We start from the raw sequence: 21,055 nt of genomic DNA on the forward strand, positions 1-21,055 counted from the left end.
CGGCACTCGACGGGTGTGCGGCAGGGCGCGGTCGAGCGGGGCGTACCCGGGGGGCGGCGCGGTCAGGCGCGCGGCGGACCGCGGCGGGCGATGGCGGCCCCGCCGGGGTCGGCGGCGACCACGACGTCCCGGCTCGCGACCGGTGCGGCGGCGTCGGCCGTGGCCCGGTGCGACGGCCCGGCGGGGGCCGGCGCGGTGAGCGGGTGCCGGAGGGGCGAGTCCGCGGCCGGCGCGGCGGCGGGCCCGACGCGGAAACCTTCGGCGACCCGCCGGCCGGCCGGCCCGACGTCGACGGAGGTGGCGGTCGGGGCGTCGACCCGGAGGTCGACGGCCGTGCGGGCAGTCGCGGCCGAATGCAGGTGGTCGGCGCCCGGGATCGCGGCCGGGCCGGTGAATCCGGCGATGAGCGCGAGAGCGGTCACCGCCGTGCGGGCGATCCTGCGCAGCGTGGCCGTCCAGAGGGACGGGGCGAACGCTACGGGCGGCACCGTTTCAACCTATCGGTCAGTTCGGCATCGTGCAGCTCGACGATCTCCCCGGTCGACGTGACCCGTCCCACGATTCGCTGTGGACGGACTCGTCCGCACCGGCACCCTCCACCTGCCGGGAGTGCGGGTCGACCCCCGCCCGACGCGAAACGGCGCGGCGCCCCCGGTGGGGACGCCGCGCCGTCGTCAGTCTGCGGTCAGTTGCCGCCGAGCACCGGCGGCGGGGCCGTCTCGCCGTCGGACCAGACCATCTCGTCCTCGGTCAGCCAGGTCAGCCGACCGTCGGACTCGTCGTCCTCGCCGCCGCGCGCGCCGAGCACCCCGTTGCGGCCGGCCATGGCGGGCCGCCCGGTGGTGCCGCTCTTTCCGGTGGAGCGGCCCTCCGTCTCGACGGTCACGCCCCGCCCGGAGGCGAGGCGGCCGGTGCCGGCGGCCGACCGGCCCTCGGCGCCGAGCCCGCCCACCCGGCCGGAGCCCGCCGAGCCGCCGCCGGCCAGCGACCCGGTGCCGAGCACACCCGGCATGCCGTAGAGGGAGTTGCCGCCGCCACCCGGCAGGGTCGGGCTGGTGCTGCCGAGCCCGGGGCCGCCCGCCAGGCCGGTCGTCGGGCCGGGGACGGTCAGCGGGCCGGCCCCGGCGAGCGAGGTGCCGGTGGGCTCGACGGTGCTGCCCGAGCCGATGGTGCCCGGGGTGCCCGCGCCGGGCTGGCCGGCCGTGCCGCCGCCCGTCGTGTCGCCGCCCACCATGCCGCTGCCCGGGGCGGTGTGGTGCACGCCCGAGGTGGTCGCGGTGCCGTTCGCCGCGGGACCGAAGCTGCCGACACCCGGCCCGGCCGACGGCGTGCTCACCGACGGGCCGCTCCGCAGCGTCGGGTCCGTCGGGTCGCCGTGGCCCGGAAGCCCCGAGTCCGGCGGCTCCGGCACGACGATCCGGCCGTACGCCGAGAAGTCGTAGCCCTCGGCCAGCTTGGCGACGACCTGCACCATCCGCTGGTGCGCCTTCTCCTGTTCGGCCTTGTCCTGCTCGTGGCCGACGATGCCGCCGACCAGCGCGCCCGGCAGGCCGCCGACCAGGAAGCCCTTCCCGGCGCCGGAGAGCAGCTTGTCGTTGTCGTCGGTCTCCTCGGGGCTCTCCGCCTTCGCCTTGGCGGTGCGCAGCTCGCTGGCCATCATGTCGAGCGCCTGCCGAATGCCCGTCATGCCCTCGGCCAGGTTGCCGGAGTAGTCGGCGACGAGGTTGAGCCGGCGGTGGAACTCCCGGGCGGCGTCACCCGACCAGGTCTTCAGCAGCGCGTCCAGGTCGGCGGTCAGGTCGCGGCCGAGGTCGTCGAGGGTGCCCTTCAGCGAGGTCCACTGGGCGCTGAGCCCCTCGATCTGCTTCGGGTCGCCGGCGTTGACACCCTGGTAGAGCTCCTTGTGGCTGACGTGCTCGTAGCGCTGGGTGTATTCAGACACGCGGATCCTCTCCCTTCGGCTTCATCGCCTCGGTCAGCCCGGAGAGGGCGGCGACGATGTCGGCCGCGGCGGCGGCGTTGCGTGCCTCGGCGGTCTTGTAGTTCGTCATGATCGTCTTGGTGGCCTTCTGGGCGGCCACGATCGCCCGCCGCAACCGCTCGACGTGGTTGACGTAGCTCTGGTGCGTCTCGGAGTAGCGACGCGCGTTGTCGTTGGCGTCGGTGAACGTGCCGAGTGCCGGCGGCCGGCACTGCATCTCGGTGTTGAGCTTCTTCAACACCGACTCGGCCTCGCTCAGCCTGCGCTCGAGCCGCTGGTGGAAGTCCTCCAAGGACAGTACGTCCACTGTCGTGCGCCCGGTCATGGCTGCATCCCCGTAGTCATCGTCGAGAACCGTTGGCCACGTTCAGGTTAGTCGACCCGGGCCAACCGGGGCGACCCGTCATTCGGTCCGGTCCACTTCGGACCGTGCCCGCGCCGCTCATCCGCCCTGCGCCGGGGCGGCATCGCCCGGGCCGGGCGTCGCGCCACCGCCGGCCGCCGCACCCGGATCGAAGTGGTTCATCGCCTCCGCGCGCTCCAGGGTCGGCCCGGTCGGCACCAGCGCCAGCAGGGACGCCGGCACCGCGAGCGGGGTCACCTCCCCGTAGCCGAGGGCGCTCTTCGCGTCGCCGGAGGCGGTGCCGAGCGGGTAGCGGACGCCCTGCGCGGTGATGAGGTAGACCGTCGAGCCGGCCGCGGGCTTGCCGCTCTCCCCGGCGGTGGCCTGCACTAGCACGCCCTTGCCGCCGGGCAGCAGCACGCTCTCCGCGGTGCGGACCGCGTCCCGGCTGCTCTGCCGCGCCGGCACCCCGGTCGCCGCGGTCAGCTCGGCCGGCGGCTGGTCGAAGACCTCCAGCGTGGTGGTCGGCTGGCCGGCCGGCCCGGAGCGGTACGTGGCGCAGAGCACCGTCCGCCCGGCGCGGACCTCGTGCAGGGTGGGCAGCCGGTCCGGCAGGCCCTCGGCCTCCAGCCGCTGGTCGGTGAGGAGCTGGCCGGCCTGGTCCGGCGTGATGTCGGTGACCTGGCCGCCGCGGCCGAGCATCAGCAGCGCGGTCACCTCTCCGATCGCCACCAGGCCCTGCTTGGCCAGCACGTAGTACTGACCGGCGGCCCGGTAGACCTGGCCGACCCGGGCCGGGCGGTCGCCCACGGTCAGCCCGCTCGGGCCGCCCTCCCCGTCGATGGTCGCCTTGCGCAGCGCCGGACCGACCGGCAGCGCGTTGAGCAGTTGCTGCCCGACCGTGAGGGTGGCCGCGCCGGCCATCTTCAACGCCACCAGCGCCTGCTCGTCGCCGACCTGGAGCCGGGCGCCGCCGGTGAGCAGGTAGCGCGCGTCGTTCACCTTGACCAGGACCGCCCGGTCGGTGAGCGGGGTGCCTCCGGGCAGCGGCCGGTCGATCACCAGGCGAGTGGTGGAGCGCTCCGGGTCGTTCGGGTCGGGCACGTCGCACACCGACCAGGGGAGGCCCACCAGGGACTTCCTGTCCGGCACGTCGTCCGGTGCGCCCACGATGCCGACCGCCCCACCCCGGGGCCGGTCCCTGATCGAGGCCTGGGACATGGTGCGCACCGGCGCGGCGGCGTCGTTGAGGATGAGCCGGGCCGAGGCGTAGTTGAGCGTCGGGTGCAGCAGCTTGTCGTCGGCGAACACGTAGGTCGCGCCGGTCTCCCGCTCGATCACCAGGGTGTTCGGCTCCAGCGGGGCGGAGTTGCTGGTGAACTGCCCGTACGCGCCCGCGCCGCCGAGCACGACGGCGGCGGCGATGACGCTGCCGAACACCGCCATGCCGAGGCGCCGCATCGGCAGGTCGTTGGTCTCCGGGTCGCCGGAGAGCAGCGCCGAGACGATCCGGCGGGTGACGAAGCGGTACGCCTGCACCTGATCGCGGCGGGTCCGCATGACTAACCTCCGGCAGGGGTGGGTCCGCGACGATCAGGTCCGAACTCCGCCGCGGGCTTCCCTACGATAAGGGGCCGTCGACGGTTCACCGGGACCCCGCCCGCCCCCCGGCGACGCACCGCACCGGCGGATGCCCAGGATGTCCAGAAGGGACGCTCGCGATGACCCAGGTCCAGGCGCCACCCGGTCGTACGGCCACCGCCCCTATCGTGCCGGCGGACCGACCGGTCACCCCGGCCGACATGCGCCGGCACGGTCGGCTCGGCCCGGTGGTCGTCGGCCAGCTCGTCGTGCTGGAGTGCGCCGCGCTCGCCGTCTGGTTCGCCACCGGCGGCCCGTCCTGGCTGCTCCCCGTCGTCGGAGTGGTGGCGCTGCTGGCCGTGGTGGCCGCCTTCGCCCGCCGGGGCGGTCGCTGGTGGTACGAGGACCTCATGCTCCGCCGCCGGCTGCGCCGCCGCCGGGACCGGGCCCGGGGCGCGGCGCCGGCCGGCGACCCGCGGCTGGCCGCGCTGGCCCCGGAGCTGTCCGTCGTCGAGCTGACCGAACGCGGCACCCGGCTCGGCATCGGCCAGGACGACCGGGGCTGGTTCGCCGCGGTCGCGCTGACCGGCCCGCCCGGTGCGCCGGCCGGGTCGATCGAGGCGGCGACGGTGGACCGGGCGCTCGCGGTGCTCGCCGACTTCACCGGGCCGGTCACCCAGACCCAGGTCGTCTCGCACACCCTGGTCTGGTACCCGGCGCCCGGCGCGCCGCCAGCAGCCCACCGCACGGTCTGGGTGGCGCTGCGCCTGTCGATCGCCGACGGCCGCGCCGAGACGGTCAGCCGGGGTGGCGGCATGCACGGCGTGCACCGCACGGTCGCGGCCGGCATCGGCCGGCTCGGCAATGCGCTCAACGCCGCCGGGCTCAGCCACCGGGTGCTCAGCCGCGACGAGCTGCACGCCGCGGTGGTCTCCGGCGCCGGGCTCGACCTGGCCCCGGAGTCCCAGGTGGAGAGCTGGACCAGCCTGCGCGGCGGCGGCTGGACGCAGCGCTGCCTGGCCCTGCGGGTCCGCCCCAACGGCTCGCTGGGCGCGCTGGTGGACGCGGTGACCGCCACCTCCGCCCCGTCGCACACGGTCGCCGCCGTGGTGCTCCCCGGCGGCCGGCAGGTCCCGCCGTTGCTGCGGGTGGCGGCCATGGACGGCCACGCCGAGGCACTGGTGAAGGTGGTCCGGGACGTCGCCCGCCGCTCCGGCGTGCCGGCCCGCCCGCTGGACGGCCAGCACGGCCCGGGCGTCTACGCCACCGCGCCGGTGGGCACCGCGATGGGCACGGTCACGGCCGAAGGTTGACGATCCAGCCGTAGAGGCCGCAGACCCAGACGGCCAGCGGCACCAGGGCGACGATCAGCAGGATCTCGACGATGTCCAGGGTGCGTCCCCAGACCGGCGAGATCCGCTTGCCCGCGACGCTGAGCCCGTAGATCAGGCTGATCACGGTCACCACCAGCAGGCCGCCCAGGATCAGCCCGAGCCGGACCGGGAGCGAGCCGGCGCCGAAGGTGGCCGCGGCGGCCAGCCCGAGACCGAGGGTGCCGGCGAGGAGCACCGGGGTGCGCTGGCCGCGGCCGAGGAACGGGCGGGCCCGCAGCAGCGCCAGCAGGGCCAGCACCAGGCAGAGCAGCACCGCCGGCAGCCGGCCGTTGTCGGCGAGCACCAGCTCGCCGCCGAGCACCAGCACCGAGACCGTCCAGAGCAGGCCGGTGAGGAACGCGTCGGCCCGCTCGCTGTTGCGCAGCACCTGCGGGCCGTCCACCGACTCGGTGTCGCTCTTGAGGTCGTCCGGGCCGGTCGGGATCGACGGCACCGGCAGCCGGGCCAGCCGGTAGGAGATCATCGGCAGCGCAGGCAGGGCACCGAACGCCACGGTCGCCACCACCGCCGCGGCGGCCGCCGCGCCGATGCCGAAGGCCAGGCAGAGCGCCGCGCCGAAGCCGACCGCCACGCCCACCCCGACCGCGCCGAGGAAGAGCGGCAGCCGGTCCCCGACGGCCAGCGCCGCGACCGCGCCGAAGAGCACCACCGCGGTCGCCGCGAGCAGCACGTGCGGGCTGGCCAGCTCGGTGAGCCTCCGGTCCCCGGCGAGCACCAGCAGGCCGCCGATCGCGGCGTAGCCGAGGCCGCCCATGGCCAGCACCGCGCCGGTCCGGCTGTCGCCGGCCGCCCGGGAGAGCACCGCGGCGCTGACCAGCAGCGCGACCGCGACCACCAGCGCGGCGAGCGCGCCGGGCAGCTGCGGCGGCCCGGCGAACAGCGTGGCCGCCGCGCCGGCCGCCAGCGCTGCACCGGCGAAGAGGATCGAGAATGCCCGGGTGGTGCCGACCTGCCAGGCGCCGGCCCGCTGGTTCGTCGCCGTCGCGACCGCGTCCACCACGTCGTCGAAGACGATCTCGGGCGCGGCGGCGGCCCGCGGGTTGAAATAGAGCACCTCACCGTCGCGGACGCCGAGCTGCGCGGCGGTCCGGCCGCCGTCGAGCGGCTGCCCCCCGAGCCGGGACAGGCTCCACCCGCCGTGCCGTACGCCCTCGTCGGCGAGGTCCTCGCCGGCGTAGCGCAGCAACGTGGGCAGCAGGTCGGCCAGCGGCACGTCGGACGGCAACGCCAGATCCATCCTGGTCCGCGGCGCCACGATGGTGATCCGGCTCAGTCCGCCGGTCGCGGTCTTCGTCGCCACTGTGGCCTGCTTCCTACTAGTCGCTCTTTGCTGAGCGGTTCGGATAATTCGCTCTCCGCTTGGCCGTCACCGAGCTGGAGTCCTGGACCGGCAGTCTGGTCCGGTGGCGATCGGTCCTATCCTTCAGGATCTGCTTCACCTTCTGGTACGGGGTATGCAGGGCGATGTCGGGGTCGCCAGCTCGCTGCAGGATGTTGATCGCGGCGTTCACATCGGCCTGCCACACCACCCCGCACGAGGTGCAGTGAAGCCGGTCGCCGCTGCGTCGGCCGAGCCGGCCGCAGCGGTGACAGGCTTGTGAGGTGTAGGCGGCGTTGACGTGGACGAGCGCAGAACCTCTGCGCTCCGACACGCTTGCCAGGGCCTCGGCGGTGACCCCTCGGGTCCACTCGGCAAGGCGCCGGTTCATGTTCTTGCCGAGCGTCTTGCGCCCGGCGAAGCGTTTGGTGAGATCTTCGGCGACGACGGTGGCGGCCTTGTCCACGACCCGGTGCGCCGCGGTGAAGATCTCCGTGCGTACCCGCGCCCGGTGTTGGGCGGCCTGCCGATTCCGCTTCACGGTGCCGAGGTTGTTGGCCTTGATTCGGCACACTTTCGCATGGTCGCCACGCATTGCAGCGGTGTTCGCTATCGAGCGCAGCTTTGCCCGACGCCGCTTCCGCTCCTTCAACCGGTCGGACTCGCTGCTCAGGAGTTCGCCCAGCCGATCACCGTGGTGAGCGCCTTCGGAGTCGGTCAAGGCCTCGGTGTAGCCCTTGTCCACGCCGATCGTCTGGTCGCCGCAAGGCCGTTGTGACGACCTCATCTGTGAAGCGTCCATCTGGTAGTGCACCTCGACCCAGCCGCCGCGCAGGATCAGTCGCAGTGTGCCGGTCGGGGCGACGCTCGTGGACAAGGGGATCCTGACCATCTGCCGACGCTTGAGGCCGGGAACTGCCAACCACATCCGGCCGTATCCGTCCAAGCAACTGTTGTGCTGGTCGGCGCGCACCACAATCTGATCGTGCGTGCGGTTCTTCCCACGCCTCCAATGCTTGCGCAGCTGGCGATTCAGAAAGGGGTCAGCAGCCCAACGGTTAGCCCTTAACGCGGCCAGTAGCCGTCTGCGCTCGCTTGGATCACTCCTGCTGCGAAAGACTGCCCGGCGCACATCGACCTTGGCCGCCTCCAGGTTCGCCGCGATGTCGCCCATCGCGTCGCGAACAGTTTCCTTCCAAGCATTTGCCAACACACCGAACTGCAGATGCGAACCGTCGGCCAACCATTGGTCGCGTACCTGCCGATCCCTCAAACCCGAACCGACACCGGCGACCGAGCCATACAGCTGCCACACCTCGCTGCGTACCCGACCCAGCCGCCGGGCCTGCTCCAGCAAGGCTGCGTACTTACCAGGGTTGAGGCCGGTGGAGTAAGCGATCCGGGTCACCTGCAACGGTCGCCCTCCAGGATCAGGCCCATCAAGTGAGTCCGTCTCAAAACGTCGCCTTCACCGCTCCACTTCAATGCCCGGCTGCAGCATCCTATGGACGTCGGCGTCGTCAAGCCCGCCCCGACAAGCCCTTTGGCGCGACAGACAGACGCAGGAGGGTCTGCGGCGAAAACCGACAACAAGTCGCCTCCTCGTGCTCGCCTACGATCCACCCGGGCCGCCCGCGCCGCCCCCGTGGGTCCACGGCGCCTCCGGGAGATTACCTACGATGGCGGTCGCACAGGTTGCCCACCCGACGACTCGGGTGCGTCGGCCGATGACGAGCAGGGCCGCTTCTGGGGAGGAGACACCCGTGAGCACGGTGGTGTTCCGCCGGCTTCCGCGTCAACCGGGGCCCGCGCTGCCGCGCGGGGAGGTGCTGCTGGAGTCCCCGCCCGAGCTGCCGGAGCCGCAGGCCAAGGGCATGGGTCAGGTGCTGATGATCCTGCCGATGCTCTGCGGCGTCGGCGCGATGGCCTTCCTCTACGCCGGTCGCGGCGGCGGCATGATGACGTACGTGGCCGGTGGCCTGTTCGGCGTGTCCATGCTGGGCATGGCCGTCGGCACCCTCGGCGGCGGCAACGACAAGGCCGAGCTGAACGCCCAGCGGCGCGACTACATGCGTTACCTGGCCCAGATGCGCAAGCGCACCCGGCGGGCCGCCGAGCAGCAGCGCGCTGCCATGACCTGGCGGCACCCGGAGCCGGACGCGCTCTGGTCGGTCGCCGCCTCCCGCCGGCTGTGGGAGCGGCGGATCACCGAGGACGACTTCGGCGAGGCCCGGATCGCGCTCGGCCCGCAGCGGCTGGCCGTGGAGATCGTGCCGCCGGAGACCAAGCCGGTGGAGGACCTGGAGCCGATGAGCGCGATCGCGCTGCGCCGGTTCGTCCGGGCCCACTCGAGCGTGCCGGACCTGCCCACCGCGCTGTCGCTGCGCGCGTTCAGCCGGGTCGCGCTGCGCGGCGACCGGGAGCCGGTGCTCGATCTGGCCCGGGCCGCGCTGGGCCAGCTGGTCACCTTCCACGCCCCGGACGACCTCCTCGTGGCCGTGGTGGCCGCGCCCGACCGGCAGCCGGTGTGGGACTGGGTGAAGTGGCTGCCGCACGCCCAGCACCCGGGGCGTACGGACGCGGCGGGCGCGCGCCGGATGGTCTTCGCCAGCCTCGCCGAGGCGGAGGCGGCGCTCGCCAACGAGCTGGGCGGCCGGCCCCGGTTCGCCCCGGAGGCGAAGCCGCTCACCACCGCGCCGCACCTGGTGGTGGTGCTCGACGGCGGCGAGGTCTCGTCGACCTGCGCGCTGATGGGGCCGGGCCTGCTCGGCGCCACGGTGATCGACCTGTCCGGCGCGGTGCCCCGCGACGCCGGCCGCTGGCTGCTCTGCCTGGACGCCGGCGACGGCAGCGGGCTGGACCTGGTCCGCGGCACGGCCACCTCCCGGCTGGGCCGGCCGGACCGGTTCAGCATGGCGGCCGCCGAGGGGCTGGCCCGGCAGATCGCCCCCTACCGGCTCTCCCAGCAGCAGGGTGCCAGCACCGAGGAGCCGCTGGCCCGCAGCATGGAGCTGCCGGACCTGCTCGGCGTCGGTGACGCGGCCACGGTGGACATCCAGCAGACCTGGCGGCCGCGCAGCCACCGGGACCGGCTGCGCATCCCGCTCGGCCTCGGGCCGGACGGCAACGTGGTGGAGCTGGACTTCAAGGAGTCGGCGCACGAGGGCATGGGCCCGCACGGCCTGGTCATCGGCGCGACCGGTTCCGGCAAGAGCGAGCTCCTGCGCACGGTGGTGGCGGCGCTGGCCGTGACCCACTCGTCGGAGGAGCTCAACTTCGTCCTGGTCGACTTCAAGGGTGGCGCCACCTTCGCCTCGCTGGACGCGCTGCCGCACACCAGCGCGGTGATCACCAACCTCTCCGACGAGCTGCCGCTGGTCGACCGGATGCGGGACGCGCTGGCCGGTGAGATGAACCGCCGCCAGGAGGTGCTGCGGGCGGCCGGCAACTACGTCTCGCGCTACGACTACGAGAAGGCCCGGGCCGCGGGCGAGCCGCTGGAGCCGATGCCCAGCCTGCTCATCATCTGCGACGAGTTCTCCGAGCTGCTCGCCGCGAAGCCGGACTTCATCGACCTCTTCGTGATGATCGGCCGGCTGGGCCGGTCGCTCGGCGTCCACCTGTTGCTGGCCTCCCAGCGGCTGGAGGAGGGGAAGCTCCGGGGCCTGGACACCCACCTGTCGTACCGGATCGGTCTGCGGACCTTCTCGGCGGTGGAGAGCCGGATCGTGCTCGGCGTGCCGGACGCGTACGAGCTGCCGAACGCGCCGGGCCACGGCTACCTGAAGACCGACACCGCCACGATGCTGCGGTTCCGGGCCGCCTACGTCTCCGGCCCGTACCGGGCGCCGGGGCAGGTGCAGCGGTCCACCCGGGCGCAGGTGCAGCGCCGGATCGTCCCGTACGGCATCGACTACGTGCCGGCGCCGGCCCTGCCGAGCCCGGCCGAGACCGCGCCCGAGCCGGAGCAGACCGGCGACGGCAAGGCCGTGGCCATGCTGGACGTGCTGATCGACCGGCTCCAGGGTCGGGGCCGCCCGGCGCACCAGGTCTGGCTGCCGCCGCTGGCCGAGCCGCCGGCCCTGGCCGAGCTGCTGCCCCCGCTGGCCGTGCACCCGACGTTCGGCCTGACCACCGCCAACTGGCCGGGGCGCGGCCGGCTCACCGTGCCGGTCGGCATCGTCGACCGCCCGTACGAGCAGCGCCGCGACCCGATGATGGTGGACCTCTCCGGGGCCGGCGGCAACGTGGTGATCGTCGGCGCCTCGCTGAGCGGCAAGAGCACCATGCTGCGCACGATGCTGGCCTCGCTGGCGCTCACCCACACCCCGCGCGAGGTGCAGTTCTTCTGCCTCGACTTCGGCGGTGGCGCGCTGCGCAGCCTGGACGGGCTGCCGCACACCTCGGGGGTGGCCGGGCGGCGGGATATCGAGGCGGTCCGCCGGACGGTGGCCGAGGTGGTCGCCGTCATCGACGAGCGGGAGAACCGGTTCACCCAGCACGGCATCGACTCGGTGGCCAGCTACCGCCGGCGCCGGGCGGCGGGCGAGTTCGCCGACGACCCGTTCGGTGACGTCTTCCTCGTGGTCGACGGCTGGAACACGCTGCGCCAGGAATACGAGGAGCTGGAACAGACCATCACCAACCTGGCCAACCGCGGGCTCGGTTTCGGCGTACACGTGGTGGTCACCGCCGTGCGGTGGGCGGAGATCCGGATCAACATGCGGGACCTGCTCGGCACCAAGCTGGAGCTGCGGCTCGGCGACCCGGCCGAGTCGGAGATCGATCGCCGGGCCGCGCAGAACGTGCCGGGCGGCACGCCGGGTCGCGGCCTTACCCGCGACAAGCTGCACTTCCTCACCGGGATCTCGCGGATCGACGGCAAGCGCGACATCGAGGACCTCACCGAGGCGTCGGTCGCCCTGGCCGGACACGTGGCGGCCAACTGGCCGGGCCGCCCGGCGCCGAAGGTGCGGCTGCTGCCGCGCAAGCTGGCGGTCAGCGAGCTGGCCAAGGTGGTGGACCGGTCGGTCCCGGGCATCCCGATCGGCGTCAACGAGTCGGCGCTCGCCCCGGTCTACCTGGACCTGACGACCGAGCCGCACCTGACCGTGTTCGGCGACGCCGAGTGCGGCAAGACCAACCTGCTGCGGCTGATCGCCCGGGGCATCGCCGAGCGGTACACCCCGGCCCAGGCCCGGCTGGTCATCGCCGACTACCGGCGCGGCCTGCTGGGCGCGGTGGAGGGTGACCACCTGCTCGACTACGCGCCGTCCAACCAGGTCTTCAGCCAGGGCCTCGGCTCGATCCGCAGCGCGTTGCAGAACCGGCTGCCCGGGCCGGACGTGACCACCGCCCAGCTGCGCGACCGGAGCTGGTGGAAGGGGCCGGAGCTCTACATCCTGGTGGACGACTACGACCTGGTCGCCTCCGGCGGCAACAACCCGCTCAGCGCCCTGCACGAGTTGCTGCCGCAGGCGCGGGACATCGGCCTGCACCTGATCATCACCCGCCGGGTCGGCGGCGTGGCCCGGGCCCTCTACGAGCCGGTGCTGCAACGCCTGCGCGAGCTGGACTCGCCGGGCCTGCTGATGTCCGGCAGCCGCGAGGAGGGCGCCGTCTTCGGCAACCTGCGGCCGAGCCCGCAACCGCCGGGCCGGGGCACCCTGGTCCGCCGCCGGGACGGCCAGCAGCTCATCCAGACCGCTTGGACGGAGCCGGCCTGACGGGGCGGACGTCGGATGATCGGGTCCGGTAGCGTCGGCCCGACCGTCAAGCTGAGGGAAGGACAGTCGTGAGCACCTCGTGGGGTTACGGCGGCGCCGGCGGCGCGATGGAGAACCTGCTGCGCCAGGCGCAGGAGCAGCAGCGCCGGCTGGCGGAGTTCCAGCAGCAGCGCGCCGAGCTGCGGGTCACCGGCGAGAGCCCGGACGGCCTGGTCCGGGTGACGGTTGACGGTGACATGAAGGTCGGTGGCATCGAGATCAACGCCCGGGCGATGCGGCTGGACAGCTTCACCCTGGCCGAGTCGCTCCAGGCCGCGATCGACGCGGCGTACGCGACCTTCGCCGAGCGGCAGCAGGAGTTGACGGCCGAGATGCTCGGCGGCTCGGACCTGGTCCGCCGGGCGCAGGAGGGCACCCTCACGCCGGAGGACTGGTTCCGCCAGTTCGGTGTGGACCTGACCGACCCGACCCGCGGCCTGCGCCGCTGACCAGGGAGGAGACGCGGTGGCGAACAAGGTCGACGTCGACGCGATCCGCAAGGCGAGCAAGAAGCTCGACGCCCCGGACGGCCCGATCCAGTACCTGCGCAACGTGCAGACGCTGCTGGAGAGCGTGAAGCTGCCGGACGGCGCGCTGACCCTCTTCGGCGGCGCGACCGTGCAGGCGCACAACGCCTCGGTGGACGGTCACCTCAAGAACGTCAGGACCGGCATCGAGCACCTGCACAGGGCAGCCGAGCAGCTGGAGCAGACCGCGAAGAACTGGGAGAAGTCGGACCAGCCGTGGGTGGTCAAGTGACCGGCCGGGTGGACGGGGAGGGCAGCTGATGTCGGAGATCCTGATCGCCAACGCGGCCGGCACGGTGACCGGCACGCACACGGTCGCCGCCGCGACGGCGCCGGTGCGCGGCCTGCTGCCCGCGGCCCGGGCCAACTGGATGTGGCTGGTCTTCGCCGGCGCGCTGGGCGCCGCCATCGCCTACCTGGAGACCTTCGACAACGACGAGGTCAACAAGTCCATCAAGGAGTGGGGCGACGCGGCGCGGCTGCTCGGCGGCGACCAGTTCGGCGCGGCGCTGGAGCAGGTGCCGCCGTCGGACAGCGAGTGGGACTTCGACGACCGGGACGGGTTCGACCTCTTCCTGCGCAAGCTCAGTGCGGAGATCAACTCGCTGGCCGAGGCGTTCAACGCCAACAAGGACACCCTGACCTCGGCCCGGGACGCCTTCAACGACGCGGTGAACGCGCTGGTCGACGCGCTCATCCCGATCCTGATCGCGGTGATCGTGTCGGTCGCCCTCCAGGCGTTCCCGCCGACCGCGCCCATCGCCGAGGCGATCGGCGTGGCCGGGATGGTGGCGAGCGCGGCGATCCTGGCGCTGGTCTTCGGCGACATCAGCGCGGTGTTCTCCGCCGTCATGGCCGGCTTCCAGGGCAACGACCGGTTCGCCTTCGTGTCGGACTCCCGACCCGGCTGGGCGGCCACCGGCCAGGACCCGGACATCAAGGACATCAAAATCGACTGGGTGCAGGACTCCAAGTTCTACCAGTGACGGGAAGGGGCCCGAGATGACCCTGGTGCTCTTCGTGTACTTCCTGGTGGCCGTGCCGGTCTTCATCGGGCTGGCGCTGGTCGCCCAGTTGTCCCGCGCCGCGTGGGCGAAGCGGGCCAGCGAAGTGGTGTTGCTCACCGGCGTCGCCGCGCTGATTCCGGTGGTGCTCGACCGGGCGCTCGACAAGCCGGTGCTCTGGCTGTTCGTGGCGCTGCTGGCGGTGATCCTGGTCTTTGGCGCGGTGATGCACGTCAGGTCGTATCGACGGCCGTCCTGAGCCGCCGCTGGCGCGGGCGACCGTCCACGTCGTACGGTCCGGTGCGCCGGACGGCGTTGTGCGCCATGGGGAAGCAGGGCTGCGCGGATTGGACGTCGTCCGCTACGGTTCGGTTGAAGTGTCCGTCGGTGGGGTGTGACGCCTTGCCGCGGGGGAGGGGCGCGGCGGATCCGCCGCCACAGAGATGACGGAAGGGTGTGAAGCATGGCGTTCGAGGTCAGTGCAGCGAGCCTGCACACCGCCGCGAGTGACGTGCGGTCCACGCGCAGCGACGTCGACGGTGAGCTGAAGAAGCTGTGGAACGTCGTCGACGACCTGGCCATGGCCTGGAAGGGCGGGGCGTCCACGGGTTTCCAGAACCTGATGCTGCGTTGGAACGAGGACACGAACAAGCTGCTGACGGCGATGGACAACATCGCCGACCTGCTTGACAAGTCGGGCACGACGCACCAGGTCAACGACGAAGAGCAGCAGCAGATGCTGGACAAGTTCCACTCTGCTCTCAACCCGTGATCCGCGAAGACAGGCAGAGGAGGAATCGATGAGCATCAAGGTTGACTACGCTGTCCTCGAAAGCAGCAACCAGCAGATGCAGGCCATCTCGCGGACCATCGACGAGAAGCTTGACACGCTGCGCTCGATGCTGACCAAGCTCGAGTGGGAGGGCCAGGACCGCGTCGCCTACGAGCAGCACCAGGCTCAGTGGGACGCCGCCGTGCGGGACATCAACAAGGTCCTGAACGAGATCGGTGGGGCCGTGGGCATCGCCCGCGAGAACTACATGACCACCGAGATGAGCAACTCCAAGGTCTGGGGCTGACCCGACCGACCCGCTGCGGCTCCGCTCCGGCTCACGCCGGGGTCGGGGCCGTGGTGCTTTTCCGGGCCGGCTGGGTCAGGCGTCCTGCGGCGCGGTCCGGCGGCCCGGGCGCCAGCCCCGCCGGCGACCCCGGACCAGGATCGGCCGCAGCGCCAGCAGGACACCGGCCAGCAACGCGCCGACCACGGCCGCCCAGATCGCCACGGTGCGCTGCCAGGCCAGCGGGTCGGCGGGCGGTGCCGGTGCCGGCATCGCACCCAGCGGCGGGTCGGTGCGGGTGCCCAGCAGGCTGGTCACCGCCCGATAGGGGTTGACCACCCCGTATCCGACCAGCGGGTTGTGCCCGTCGGGCGGGTTGTCGGCGGTGCGGGTGAGCCGGAACGCGACGTCCTTCGGGGTGATGTCCGGGTGCGCGGCCCGCACCAGCGCGGCGACCCCGGAGACGTACGCGGTGGCGAAGCTGGTCCCGCCCTGCGGCTCGGCCCGGTAGCCGGCGCCCTGCGGGGCGGGGCCGACGATGTTCAGGCCGGGCGCGGCGATGTCCACGTAGTCGCCGGTGACCGAACTGCCGACGTGCCCGCCGTTCTCGTCCACTCCGGCGACCGCGATGACCCCCGGGTACGCGGCCGGATAGGCCGGCTGGTCCTGCTGGTTCTCCTGCCGGTTGCCGGCGGCGGCCACCAGGATCACGCCCTTGTCGAGGGCGTAGTCGACGGCCTCCTTCAGCGCCGGGTCGTCGAGCGTCACGAGGGACAGGTTGATCACGTCGGCGTCGTGGTCGACCGACCACCGGATGGCGTGGCCGATCTCCGCCGGAATGGACTCGTCGAAGGCCCGCTGGTTGTCGGCCAGCACCCGGACCGGCAGGATCCGGGCCTCCGGTGCGATCCCGGTGTACGGCGCGCCGGTGCCCTCCCGCCCGGCGATGATGCCGGCGATCATGGTGCCGTGGCCGACCAGGTCGCACTGCCCGTCGCGCTTGGCGAGCTGGTTGAAGTCCTCGCCGGAGAGCACCCGGCCGCGCAGCAGCGGGTGGTCGGGCGAGACGCCGGAGTCGATGACCGCGACGGTGACGCCCTGCCCCTTGGTGACCCGCCAGGCCGCGGCCGGGTCGAGCCGGTTGAGCGCCCACGGCGCCGCCGTCGGAGCGGGGCCGCCGGACGGGCCGCCGCACTTCGGGGCCGCCACGGCGGGTGCGGGCACCGCCAGCGTGCCGCCGAGCAGGGTGGCCACCGCCGCTCCGAAGAGGACGGATCGGATCCGGTGCCCGGTACGGACGTGCTCAGTCGTCCCGTCCGGCCGCAAGCTGTCGCGCACGCGGTGAGATTACCGTCGCCGCGCCGTCCGTGCGGTGACGGGCGTACGCGGGGAGCGGTCAGCTCTCGGCCGCGGGCTCCGCGACCTGGTCGGCGGTGAAGAGGGCGAGGAGGGCACCCACCTGTTGATCGGCCTCGGCCGGGTGCCGGAAGTGCCCGTTGGGGTTGATCGTGTACTCGTTGCGCCGGCCCACCCGGGTACGACGGAGGTAGCCACCGGCCTCCAGGTCGGCGACGATCGCCTGGGCGGCCCGCTCGGTCACCCCCACCTCGTCGGCCACGTCCCGCAACCGCGCGGTGGGGTTGCGGGCGATGGCCAGCAGCACGTGCCCGTGGTTGGTGAGGAACGTCCAGTTCCGGCCGCTCCCGTTCTGGCCCGGTGTCGTCGCCATGGTGGTCATGGTATGGCCCCGCCTCCCGGTGCCGCCCGGGGCCGGGCGTCCGCCGCAGGGCCGGGCGTCCGCCGCGGGGCCGGGGCAGGAGCCGCCGTCAAGGGTGGTGTGACGTATGAAATGCGTATCACGTAAATCTTGACGTGGGTTGGGCTGCGTGTGACCGTGGGTGGCGAGGCCGCCTCCGTCGCCGGCCGGCTGACCAGGTCGTTTTCGCGCGAGGACGAGGTGAGGCTCAGTGCCGCTGACCACTCCCGAGCAGGCGCTCGCCGAGCTCTACGCCGGTAACCGCCGGTTCGTCACCGGCGTCCCGCGTCATCCCAACCAGGACGCCGACCACCGGGCGGCGGTCGCCGACGGGCAGCATCCCTTCGCGGTGATCGTCGGCTGCTCCGACTCCCGGCTCGCCGCCGAGATCATCTTCGACCGCGGCCTCGGTGACCTCTTCGTGGTCCGCACCGCCGGCCACACCGCCGGCCCCGAGGTGCTCGGCAGCGTCGAGTACGCGGTGACCGTGCTGGGCACCCCGCTCGTGGTGGTGCTCGGCCACGACTCGTGCGGCGCGGTCCAGGCCGCTCGCGAGGCGGTCCGCACCGGCAACTCGCCGCCCGGGCACCTCGGCGCGGTGGTGGACGCCGTCGCGCCCAGCCTGCTCCGGGCCACCCGGGAGGGTGTCGAGGACCTCGACGCCATCGTCGACATCCACATCGCGCAGACCGTGGAGGCGCTGCTGGCCCGGTCCGCCGTGCTCGCCGAGGAGGTGTCCGCCGGGCGGTGCACGGTGGTCGGCCTGTCGTACCGGCTCAGTGCCGGTGAGGTGCGCACGGTGGCGCAGGCCCCGGCCGGCACGTCGGCCGCGCCGGTGCCCGCCCCGGCCGCGCCCGCCGACCCGGCGCTCGCCGGCTGACCGGTTCGGAAAAACGTCGAGGGCCGGCCCGCGCGTCGCGGGCCGGCCCTCTTCGGCGCACGTCGTCAGAGCAGCGACATGTGCACGTGGTCGGTGTGGTCGGAGGGTCCGCTGTAGGACTTCCAACCGGTGGCCGGGAACCAGATCTGCCGGTTCCAGATCACGTAGTAGATGCCCAGCCGGTCGGCGTTGCGGATGAGGAAGGCGGCGACGTTGTTGCCGTACATCCGCTGGTCCTTGGTGCGCCAGGAGGAGAAGCCGCTCTTCTGCAGCGACCAGTCGCAGGCCCGGCCCTTGGGATGCTCCCACGGCCCGCCCGGCCGGTAGCAGCCCACGAAGCGGTTGAAGCCGGCCCGCTTCACCTCCTTGTACGCGTGCAGCGTGCGCGGAGTGATGCAGCCCGACGTGGTCGGGTCGTCCTCGCTGCACGACTCCGGCTTCCAGTCGCCGTCAGCGGTCCGGCCGGGGCCGACCCGGGCGACCGGTGAGGTGGCCGCGACCAGACCGCCGGTGAAGCCGAGCCCACCGACCAGCTTCAGCGCCTTCTCGGTCTCGGCCTTCTCGCGGGCCATGGCGTTCTTCTGCTTCTCCTGCTCGCGCACCTCGGCGTCGAGCGCGATCTTGGCCTGCTCGGCGCGGGTCTTCGCGGCGTTGATGGCGGCGAGCCGCTGCGCGTTGAACAGGTTCAGCTCGTCCAGCGCGGACGCCCGCTGCACGAACGAGTCCGGCGAGTTGCTCTCCAGCAGCATGGCCATGGCGCCCATCCGGCCGGTCCGGTAGGACTGCGCCGCGATCTGGGTCACCTGCGGGCTCAGCGTGTCGAGGTCGTTCTGCGCCGCCTTCACCTCGAGGGCGAGCTGGAGCTGGCGCTTGCGCGACTTGTCCAGCTTCGCCTTGGCCTGAAGGTAGGCCCGGTTGGCGGTGTCGATGGCCTCGGTGATGAGGGGGTCGTCGTCGTCCTCGGAATGGCCCGAGGGGGTGGGGGTGGTCGGAGCCGCCGTCGCCGGGGTCGGCCCGGCCAGCACGGTGAGCGCGGCGAGCACGGCCACCACGGGAGTCAGCCAGCGGCGCAGGGGTGCCGTCACAGTGTTCCCTTCCGTCGGCCGCCGACCGGGTTAGCTGCCGGGTTCGGGACGGAAGTGGCCCCTACCGCTCGCGCGGATTCACCCCATGTACCTGGTTCCCCGGCTCGCCCGCGGGCGATTGGGCGGCGGCACCGCTGGCGCCGGTGCGCGCCTTCAGCGGTGACCGGCAGCGAGGTTACCCGAGAGTCCTCCCGGTGTTCTACGTCCGGAAGCCGACCAATAGCGAGAATTCGTCCTCGCCCAGCGTGACCAGGATCGCGTTTGGGATCCGTCGTCACGCTGCGGAGTGTCACCATGCGGCCTCCGTGCTCCTGTCGCCGCCCGGCCACCGTCCGTCGCGCGGCCCGGCCCCGCCGAGTGCCTCCAGCGCCTCGTCCCGCCCGGCCGGCGGCCGCGGCGCGGGCGGATCCGCCGGCCGCGCGGTGGTCCCGCGCCGCCCGGCGGCGGTGACCACCGCGGCCAGTCCGGTGGTCAGCGGTACGGCGGCGATCAGGCCGAGCGTGGCCACCGCGCTGCGGACGATCTCCTGGGCCATGAACTCGCTGGTGAGGATCTCGCTCACCGGTCGGGAGTCGGCGACGAGCAGGAGCAGCAGCGGCAGCGAGGCGCCGGCGTACGCCAGCACGATGGTGTTGACCGTGGAGGCGATGTGCGCCCGGCCCACCCGGGTGGCCGCCCGGTAGAGCTGCCGACGGGACAACGCGGGGTTGGCGTGGGCCAACTCGGTGACCGTGGCCGCCTGGGTGACCGTCACGTCGTCCAGCACGCCCAACGAGCCGATGACGATGCCGGCCAGCAGCAGGCCGTGCAGGTCCACGTCGTGCTGGAACATCGACAGGGTGGTGGCGTCCTCGCTGCCGAAGCCGGTCAGGTGGGTGGCGGCCGTGGCCAGGGTGCCGAGCACCCCGGTCAGCACCAGGCTGCCGAGCGTGCCCAGCACGGCCACCGAGGTCTGCGTGGTGACGCCATGGGTCAGGTAGAGCACCACGAACATGATCAGCGCGGCGCCCACGATCGCCATCAGCAGCGGCGACTGGCCGGCGCCGATCCCGGGCAGCACGAAGCCGAGCAGGATGGCGAAGCTCGCCACCAGCCCGCCCAGCGCGGCCAGGCCGCGCCAGCGGCCGAACGCCACGATCGCCACGGCGAAGAGCACCGCCAGCCAGACCAGCGGTGTGCCGCGCTGGTGCTCGGCGATGTTGTAGCTCTTGACCGCCGGGTCGGCCGGGTCGGTCAGCTCGACCAGGACCACCTTGTCGCCGACCTCGACCCTGGGCGCGCCCGGGCCGGCCGGTAGCGGCGTCTCGACCTGCCGGCCGGCGTCCGGACCCTGCTCGGCCGCGACGGTCACCGTCCCGCACGGCCCGGCGGAGCCACCCGGACCGCCCTCCGGCGCCTCCGGGGTCGGAGGGCAGGGCTCGGTCACCACCCGGGTCACGGTGCCGTGGTAGCGGGGCAGGGCGGGCGCGTCCGCGGGGTCCCGGTCCTGCCGGGGCCAGAGCACCAGCGCGGCGACCACGGTGATCACGAAGAGCGGCACCACCGTCGCGACCAAAATCCGTCGTACCCCCGGCGGGGCGGACGGAGCGGGACGGGTGTGGTCGGCGCCCATGGCGTCTCTCCCAACGATTCGCGACGGGATACGTGTCACCGGGCCGGCCGGTTCAGCGGGTGCGGGTCAGCCGCGCTTCATGAGGCGGCCGACGGCGGCCATCATCTCGCTGGCCATCTCGTCGGCGCGGCCCTCGGCGGCGCCCTCGTGCATGCAGTGCCGGGCGTGCCCGTCCAGCAGGCCCAGGCCGACCTTGTCGAGCGCGGCCTGGATGGCGGAGATCTGGGTCAGCACGTCGATGCAGTAGCGGTCGTCCTCGACCATCTTCTCGATGCCGCGGACCTGGCCCTCGATGCGGCGGAGCCGCGCGAGCAGCTGGTCCTTGCTGGCGGTGTAGCCCCGGGTCGGGGTCGTCGGTGCGGTCATGACGCCAAGGATAGCGTACCCCTCGGGGGTATGGTACGGTCCTCGCTGTGGCCGATACCCCCACCGGGTAACGGTAGCGCCAGAGTGGGAGCCGTCTCTCCTCCGACTACCCCCTGGGGGTATAGGATGGGAGGTGCGGGAAGGGAGATGCGCGATGGTCACCACCACGTACCAGGTGCAGGGCATGACCTGCGGGCACTGCGTCAACTCGGTCAGCACCGAGGTGAGCGCGCTGCCGGGCGTCACCGACGTCCAGTTCGACCTGGCTTCCGGCCGGGTCACCGTCACCAGTGAGAGCCCGTTGGACACGGACACCGTCCGCGCCGCCGTGGACGAGGCCGGTTACGACCTCGTCGGGGCGTGACGGGTCCGCGGACCCGAAGAA

Annotated in this window: 21 protein-coding genes and 1 riboswitch; of the genes, 10 read left to right on the forward strand and 11 right to left on the reverse strand. The window is 73.0% G+C overall.

The features are described 5' to 3' along the window. Positions 1-62: 62 nt before the first annotated feature. The 4 genes from AC0OLQ_RS03795 to eccB form a co-directional block, all read right to left on the reverse strand. Complete coding sequence (locus AC0OLQ_RS03795; RefSeq protein WP_484530207.1) at positions 63-488, reverse strand: hypothetical protein; 426 nt, start codon at positions 486-488, stop codon at positions 63-65. Positions 489-685: 197 nt separating this feature from the next. Continuing rightward, positions 686-1,942, reverse strand: a complete 1,257-nt coding sequence (locus AC0OLQ_RS03800; protein WP_484530208.1) for a WXG100 family type VII secretion target — start codon at positions 1,940-1,942, stop codon at positions 686-688. After that, positions 1,935-2,306, reverse strand: a complete 372-nt coding sequence (locus AC0OLQ_RS03805; protein WP_484530209.1) for a hypothetical protein — start codon at positions 2,304-2,306, stop codon at positions 1,935-1,937. Before AC0OLQ_RS03805 ends, AC0OLQ_RS03800 begins: the two co-directional genes overlap by 8 nt. A gap of 117 nt (positions 2,307-2,423) precedes the next feature. Further along, positions 2,424-3,884, reverse strand: a complete 1,461-nt coding sequence (eccB, locus tag AC0OLQ_RS03810; RefSeq protein WP_357332796.1) for a type VII secretion protein EccB — start codon at positions 3,882-3,884, stop codon at positions 2,424-2,426. Between the two features lie 161 nt (positions 3,885-4,045). On the opposite strand from eccB, the gene AC0OLQ_RS03815 reads away from it, so the two are divergent. Continuing rightward, on the forward strand, positions 4,046-5,218 hold the full coding sequence (locus tag AC0OLQ_RS03815; protein WP_484530210.1) for a type VII secretion protein EccE: 1,173 nt from the start codon (positions 4,046-4,048) through the stop codon (positions 5,216-5,218). Here the strand turns inward: AC0OLQ_RS03815 and eccD are convergent. Together eccD and AC0OLQ_RS03825 are read right to left on the reverse strand one after the other, a co-directional pair. After that, positions 5,202-6,599, reverse strand: coding sequence for a type VII secretion integral membrane protein EccD (gene eccD / locus AC0OLQ_RS03820; protein ID WP_484530211.1), 1,398 nt, complete (start codon positions 6,597-6,599; stop codon positions 5,202-5,204). The two genes, AC0OLQ_RS03815 and eccD, sit on opposite strands and share 17 nt — an antisense overlap. 16 nt (positions 6,600-6,615) lie before the next feature. Then, a complete protein-coding gene (locus AC0OLQ_RS03825) occupies positions 6,616-8,025 on the reverse strand; it encodes an RNA-guided endonuclease TnpB family protein (RefSeq protein WP_484532263.1) in 1,410 nt (469 codons plus the stop codon). A 355-nt stretch (positions 8,026-8,380) separates the two neighbouring features. Between AC0OLQ_RS03825 and eccCa the strand changes: the two genes are divergently transcribed. From eccCa to AC0OLQ_RS03860, 7 genes are all read left to right on the forward strand, one after another. After that, complete coding sequence (gene eccCa / locus AC0OLQ_RS03830; protein ID WP_484530212.1) at positions 8,381-12,343, forward strand: type VII secretion protein EccCa; 3,963 nt, start codon at positions 8,381-8,383, stop codon at positions 12,341-12,343. Positions 12,344-12,411: 68 nt separating this feature from the next. Then, complete coding sequence (locus AC0OLQ_RS03835) at positions 12,412-12,831, forward strand: YbaB/EbfC family nucleoid-associated protein (protein ID WP_357332800.1); 420 nt, start codon at positions 12,412-12,414, stop codon at positions 12,829-12,831. Between the two features lie 16 nt (positions 12,832-12,847). Beyond that, complete coding sequence (locus tag AC0OLQ_RS03840) at positions 12,848-13,141, forward strand: hypothetical protein (protein ID WP_357332801.1); 294 nt, start codon at positions 12,848-12,850, stop codon at positions 13,139-13,141. A 28-nt stretch (positions 13,142-13,169) separates the two neighbouring features. Next, positions 13,170-13,895: a hypothetical protein gene (locus AC0OLQ_RS03845; protein WP_484530213.1), complete on the forward strand. Its 726-nt coding sequence runs from the start codon at positions 13,170-13,172 to the stop codon at positions 13,893-13,895. A 16-nt stretch (positions 13,896-13,911) separates the two neighbouring features. Next, on the forward strand, positions 13,912-14,172 hold the full coding sequence (locus tag AC0OLQ_RS03850) for a hypothetical protein (protein WP_484530214.1): 261 nt from the start codon (positions 13,912-13,914) through the stop codon (positions 14,170-14,172). A 204-nt stretch (positions 14,173-14,376) separates the two neighbouring features. Then, a complete protein-coding gene (locus tag AC0OLQ_RS03855) occupies positions 14,377-14,685 on the forward strand; it encodes a WXG100 family type VII secretion target (protein WP_151462501.1) in 309 nt (102 codons plus the stop codon). A 28-nt stretch (positions 14,686-14,713) separates the two neighbouring features. Next, complete coding sequence (locus AC0OLQ_RS03860) at positions 14,714-14,992, forward strand: WXG100 family type VII secretion target (RefSeq protein WP_046568947.1); 279 nt, start codon at positions 14,714-14,716, stop codon at positions 14,990-14,992. A gap of 75 nt (positions 14,993-15,067) precedes the next feature. Here the strand turns inward: AC0OLQ_RS03860 and mycP are convergent, their stop codons facing one another. Together mycP and AC0OLQ_RS03870 are read right to left on the reverse strand one after the other, a co-directional pair. Next, complete coding sequence (gene mycP, locus AC0OLQ_RS03865) at positions 15,068-16,309, reverse strand: type VII secretion-associated serine protease mycosin (RefSeq protein ID WP_484530215.1); 1,242 nt, start codon at positions 16,307-16,309, stop codon at positions 15,068-15,070. Positions 16,310-16,367: 58 nt separating this feature from the next. Beyond that, positions 16,368-16,709: a helix-turn-helix transcriptional regulator gene (locus tag AC0OLQ_RS03870; RefSeq protein ID WP_357332806.1), complete on the reverse strand. Its 342-nt coding sequence runs from the start codon at positions 16,707-16,709 to the stop codon at positions 16,368-16,370. A 229-nt stretch (positions 16,710-16,938) separates the two neighbouring features. On the opposite strand from AC0OLQ_RS03870, the gene AC0OLQ_RS03875 reads away from it, so the two are divergent. Continuing rightward, positions 16,939-17,607 carry a carbonic anhydrase gene (locus tag AC0OLQ_RS03875; RefSeq protein WP_357332807.1) on the forward strand — a complete coding sequence of 223 codons (669 nt, stop codon included), beginning with the start codon at positions 16,939-16,941 and terminating at the stop codon, positions 17,605-17,607. Positions 17,608-17,672: 65 nt separating this feature from the next. On the opposite strand, the gene AC0OLQ_RS03880 is transcribed toward AC0OLQ_RS03875, so the two are convergent. The 3 genes from AC0OLQ_RS03880 to AC0OLQ_RS03890 form a co-directional block, all read right to left on the reverse strand. Further along, positions 17,673-18,692 carry a coiled-coil domain-containing protein gene (locus AC0OLQ_RS03880; RefSeq protein ID WP_484530216.1) on the reverse strand — a complete coding sequence of 340 codons (1,020 nt, stop codon included), beginning with the start codon at positions 18,690-18,692 and terminating at the stop codon, positions 17,673-17,675. Between the two features lie 4 nt (positions 18,693-18,696). Beyond that, positions 18,697-18,827, reverse strand: a riboswitch (cyclic di-AMP (ydaO/yuaA leader). A 154-nt stretch (positions 18,828-18,981) separates the two neighbouring features. Then, positions 18,982-20,304 carry a YibE/F family protein gene (locus AC0OLQ_RS03885; RefSeq protein WP_484530217.1) on the reverse strand — a complete coding sequence of 441 codons (1,323 nt, stop codon included), beginning with the start codon at positions 20,302-20,304 and terminating at the stop codon, positions 18,982-18,984. 66 nt (positions 20,305-20,370) lie between these two features. After that, positions 20,371-20,670: a metal-sensitive transcriptional regulator gene (locus tag AC0OLQ_RS03890; protein ID WP_030504325.1), complete on the reverse strand. Its 300-nt coding sequence runs from the start codon at positions 20,668-20,670 to the stop codon at positions 20,371-20,373. Between the two features lie 154 nt (positions 20,671-20,824). On the opposite strand from AC0OLQ_RS03890, the gene AC0OLQ_RS03895 reads away from it, so the two are divergent. Then, the gene (locus AC0OLQ_RS03895; RefSeq protein ID WP_484530218.1) at positions 20,825-21,034 is read left to right on the forward strand and encodes a heavy-metal-associated domain-containing protein; all 210 of its coding nucleotides are present in this window, start codon (positions 20,825-20,827) and stop codon (positions 21,032-21,034) included. Positions 21,035-21,055: the final 21 nt, after the last annotated feature.

The sequence above is a fragment of the Micromonospora sp. Utrum1 genome (assembly GCF_057197805.1).

What these genes read in the sequence shown, in the direction of transcription:
- AC0OLQ_RS03805 (WP_484530209.1), bottom strand. Translation starts at nt 2,306, where the DNA reads ATGACCGGGCGCACGACAGTGGACGTACTGTCCTTGGAGGACTTCCAC.
- eccB (WP_357332796.1), bottom strand. Translation starts at nt 3,884, where the DNA reads ATGCGGACCCGCCGCGATCAGGTGCAGGCGTACCGCTTCGTCACCCGC.
- AC0OLQ_RS03815 (WP_484530210.1), top strand. Translation starts at nt 4,046, where the DNA reads ATGACCCAGGTCCAGGCGCCACCCGGTCGTACGGCCACCGCCCCTATC.
- AC0OLQ_RS03845 (WP_484530213.1), top strand. Translation starts at nt 13,170, where the DNA reads ATGTCGGAGATCCTGATCGCCAACGCGGCCGGCACGGTGACCGGCACG.
- AC0OLQ_RS03850 (WP_484530214.1), top strand. Translation starts at nt 13,912, where the DNA reads ATGACCCTGGTGCTCTTCGTGTACTTCCTGGTGGCCGTGCCGGTCTTC.
- AC0OLQ_RS03855 (WP_151462501.1), top strand. Translation starts at nt 14,377, where the DNA reads ATGGCGTTCGAGGTCAGTGCAGCGAGCCTGCACACCGCCGCGAGTGAC.
- AC0OLQ_RS03860 (WP_046568947.1), top strand. Translation starts at nt 14,714, where the DNA reads ATGAGCATCAAGGTTGACTACGCTGTCCTCGAAAGCAGCAACCAGCAG.
- AC0OLQ_RS03870 (WP_357332806.1), bottom strand. Translation starts at nt 16,709, where the DNA reads ATGACCACCATGGCGACGACACCGGGCCAGAACGGGAGCGGCCGGAAC.
- AC0OLQ_RS03885 (WP_484530217.1), bottom strand. Translation starts at nt 20,304, where the DNA reads ATGGGCGCCGACCACACCCGTCCCGCTCCGTCCGCCCCGCCGGGGGTA.
- AC0OLQ_RS03890 (WP_030504325.1), bottom strand. Translation starts at nt 20,670, where the DNA reads ATGACCGCACCGACGACCCCGACCCGGGGCTACACCGCCAGCAAGGAC.
- AC0OLQ_RS03895 (WP_484530218.1), top strand. Translation starts at nt 20,825, where the DNA reads ATGGTCACCACCACGTACCAGGTGCAGGGCATGACCTGCGGGCACTGC.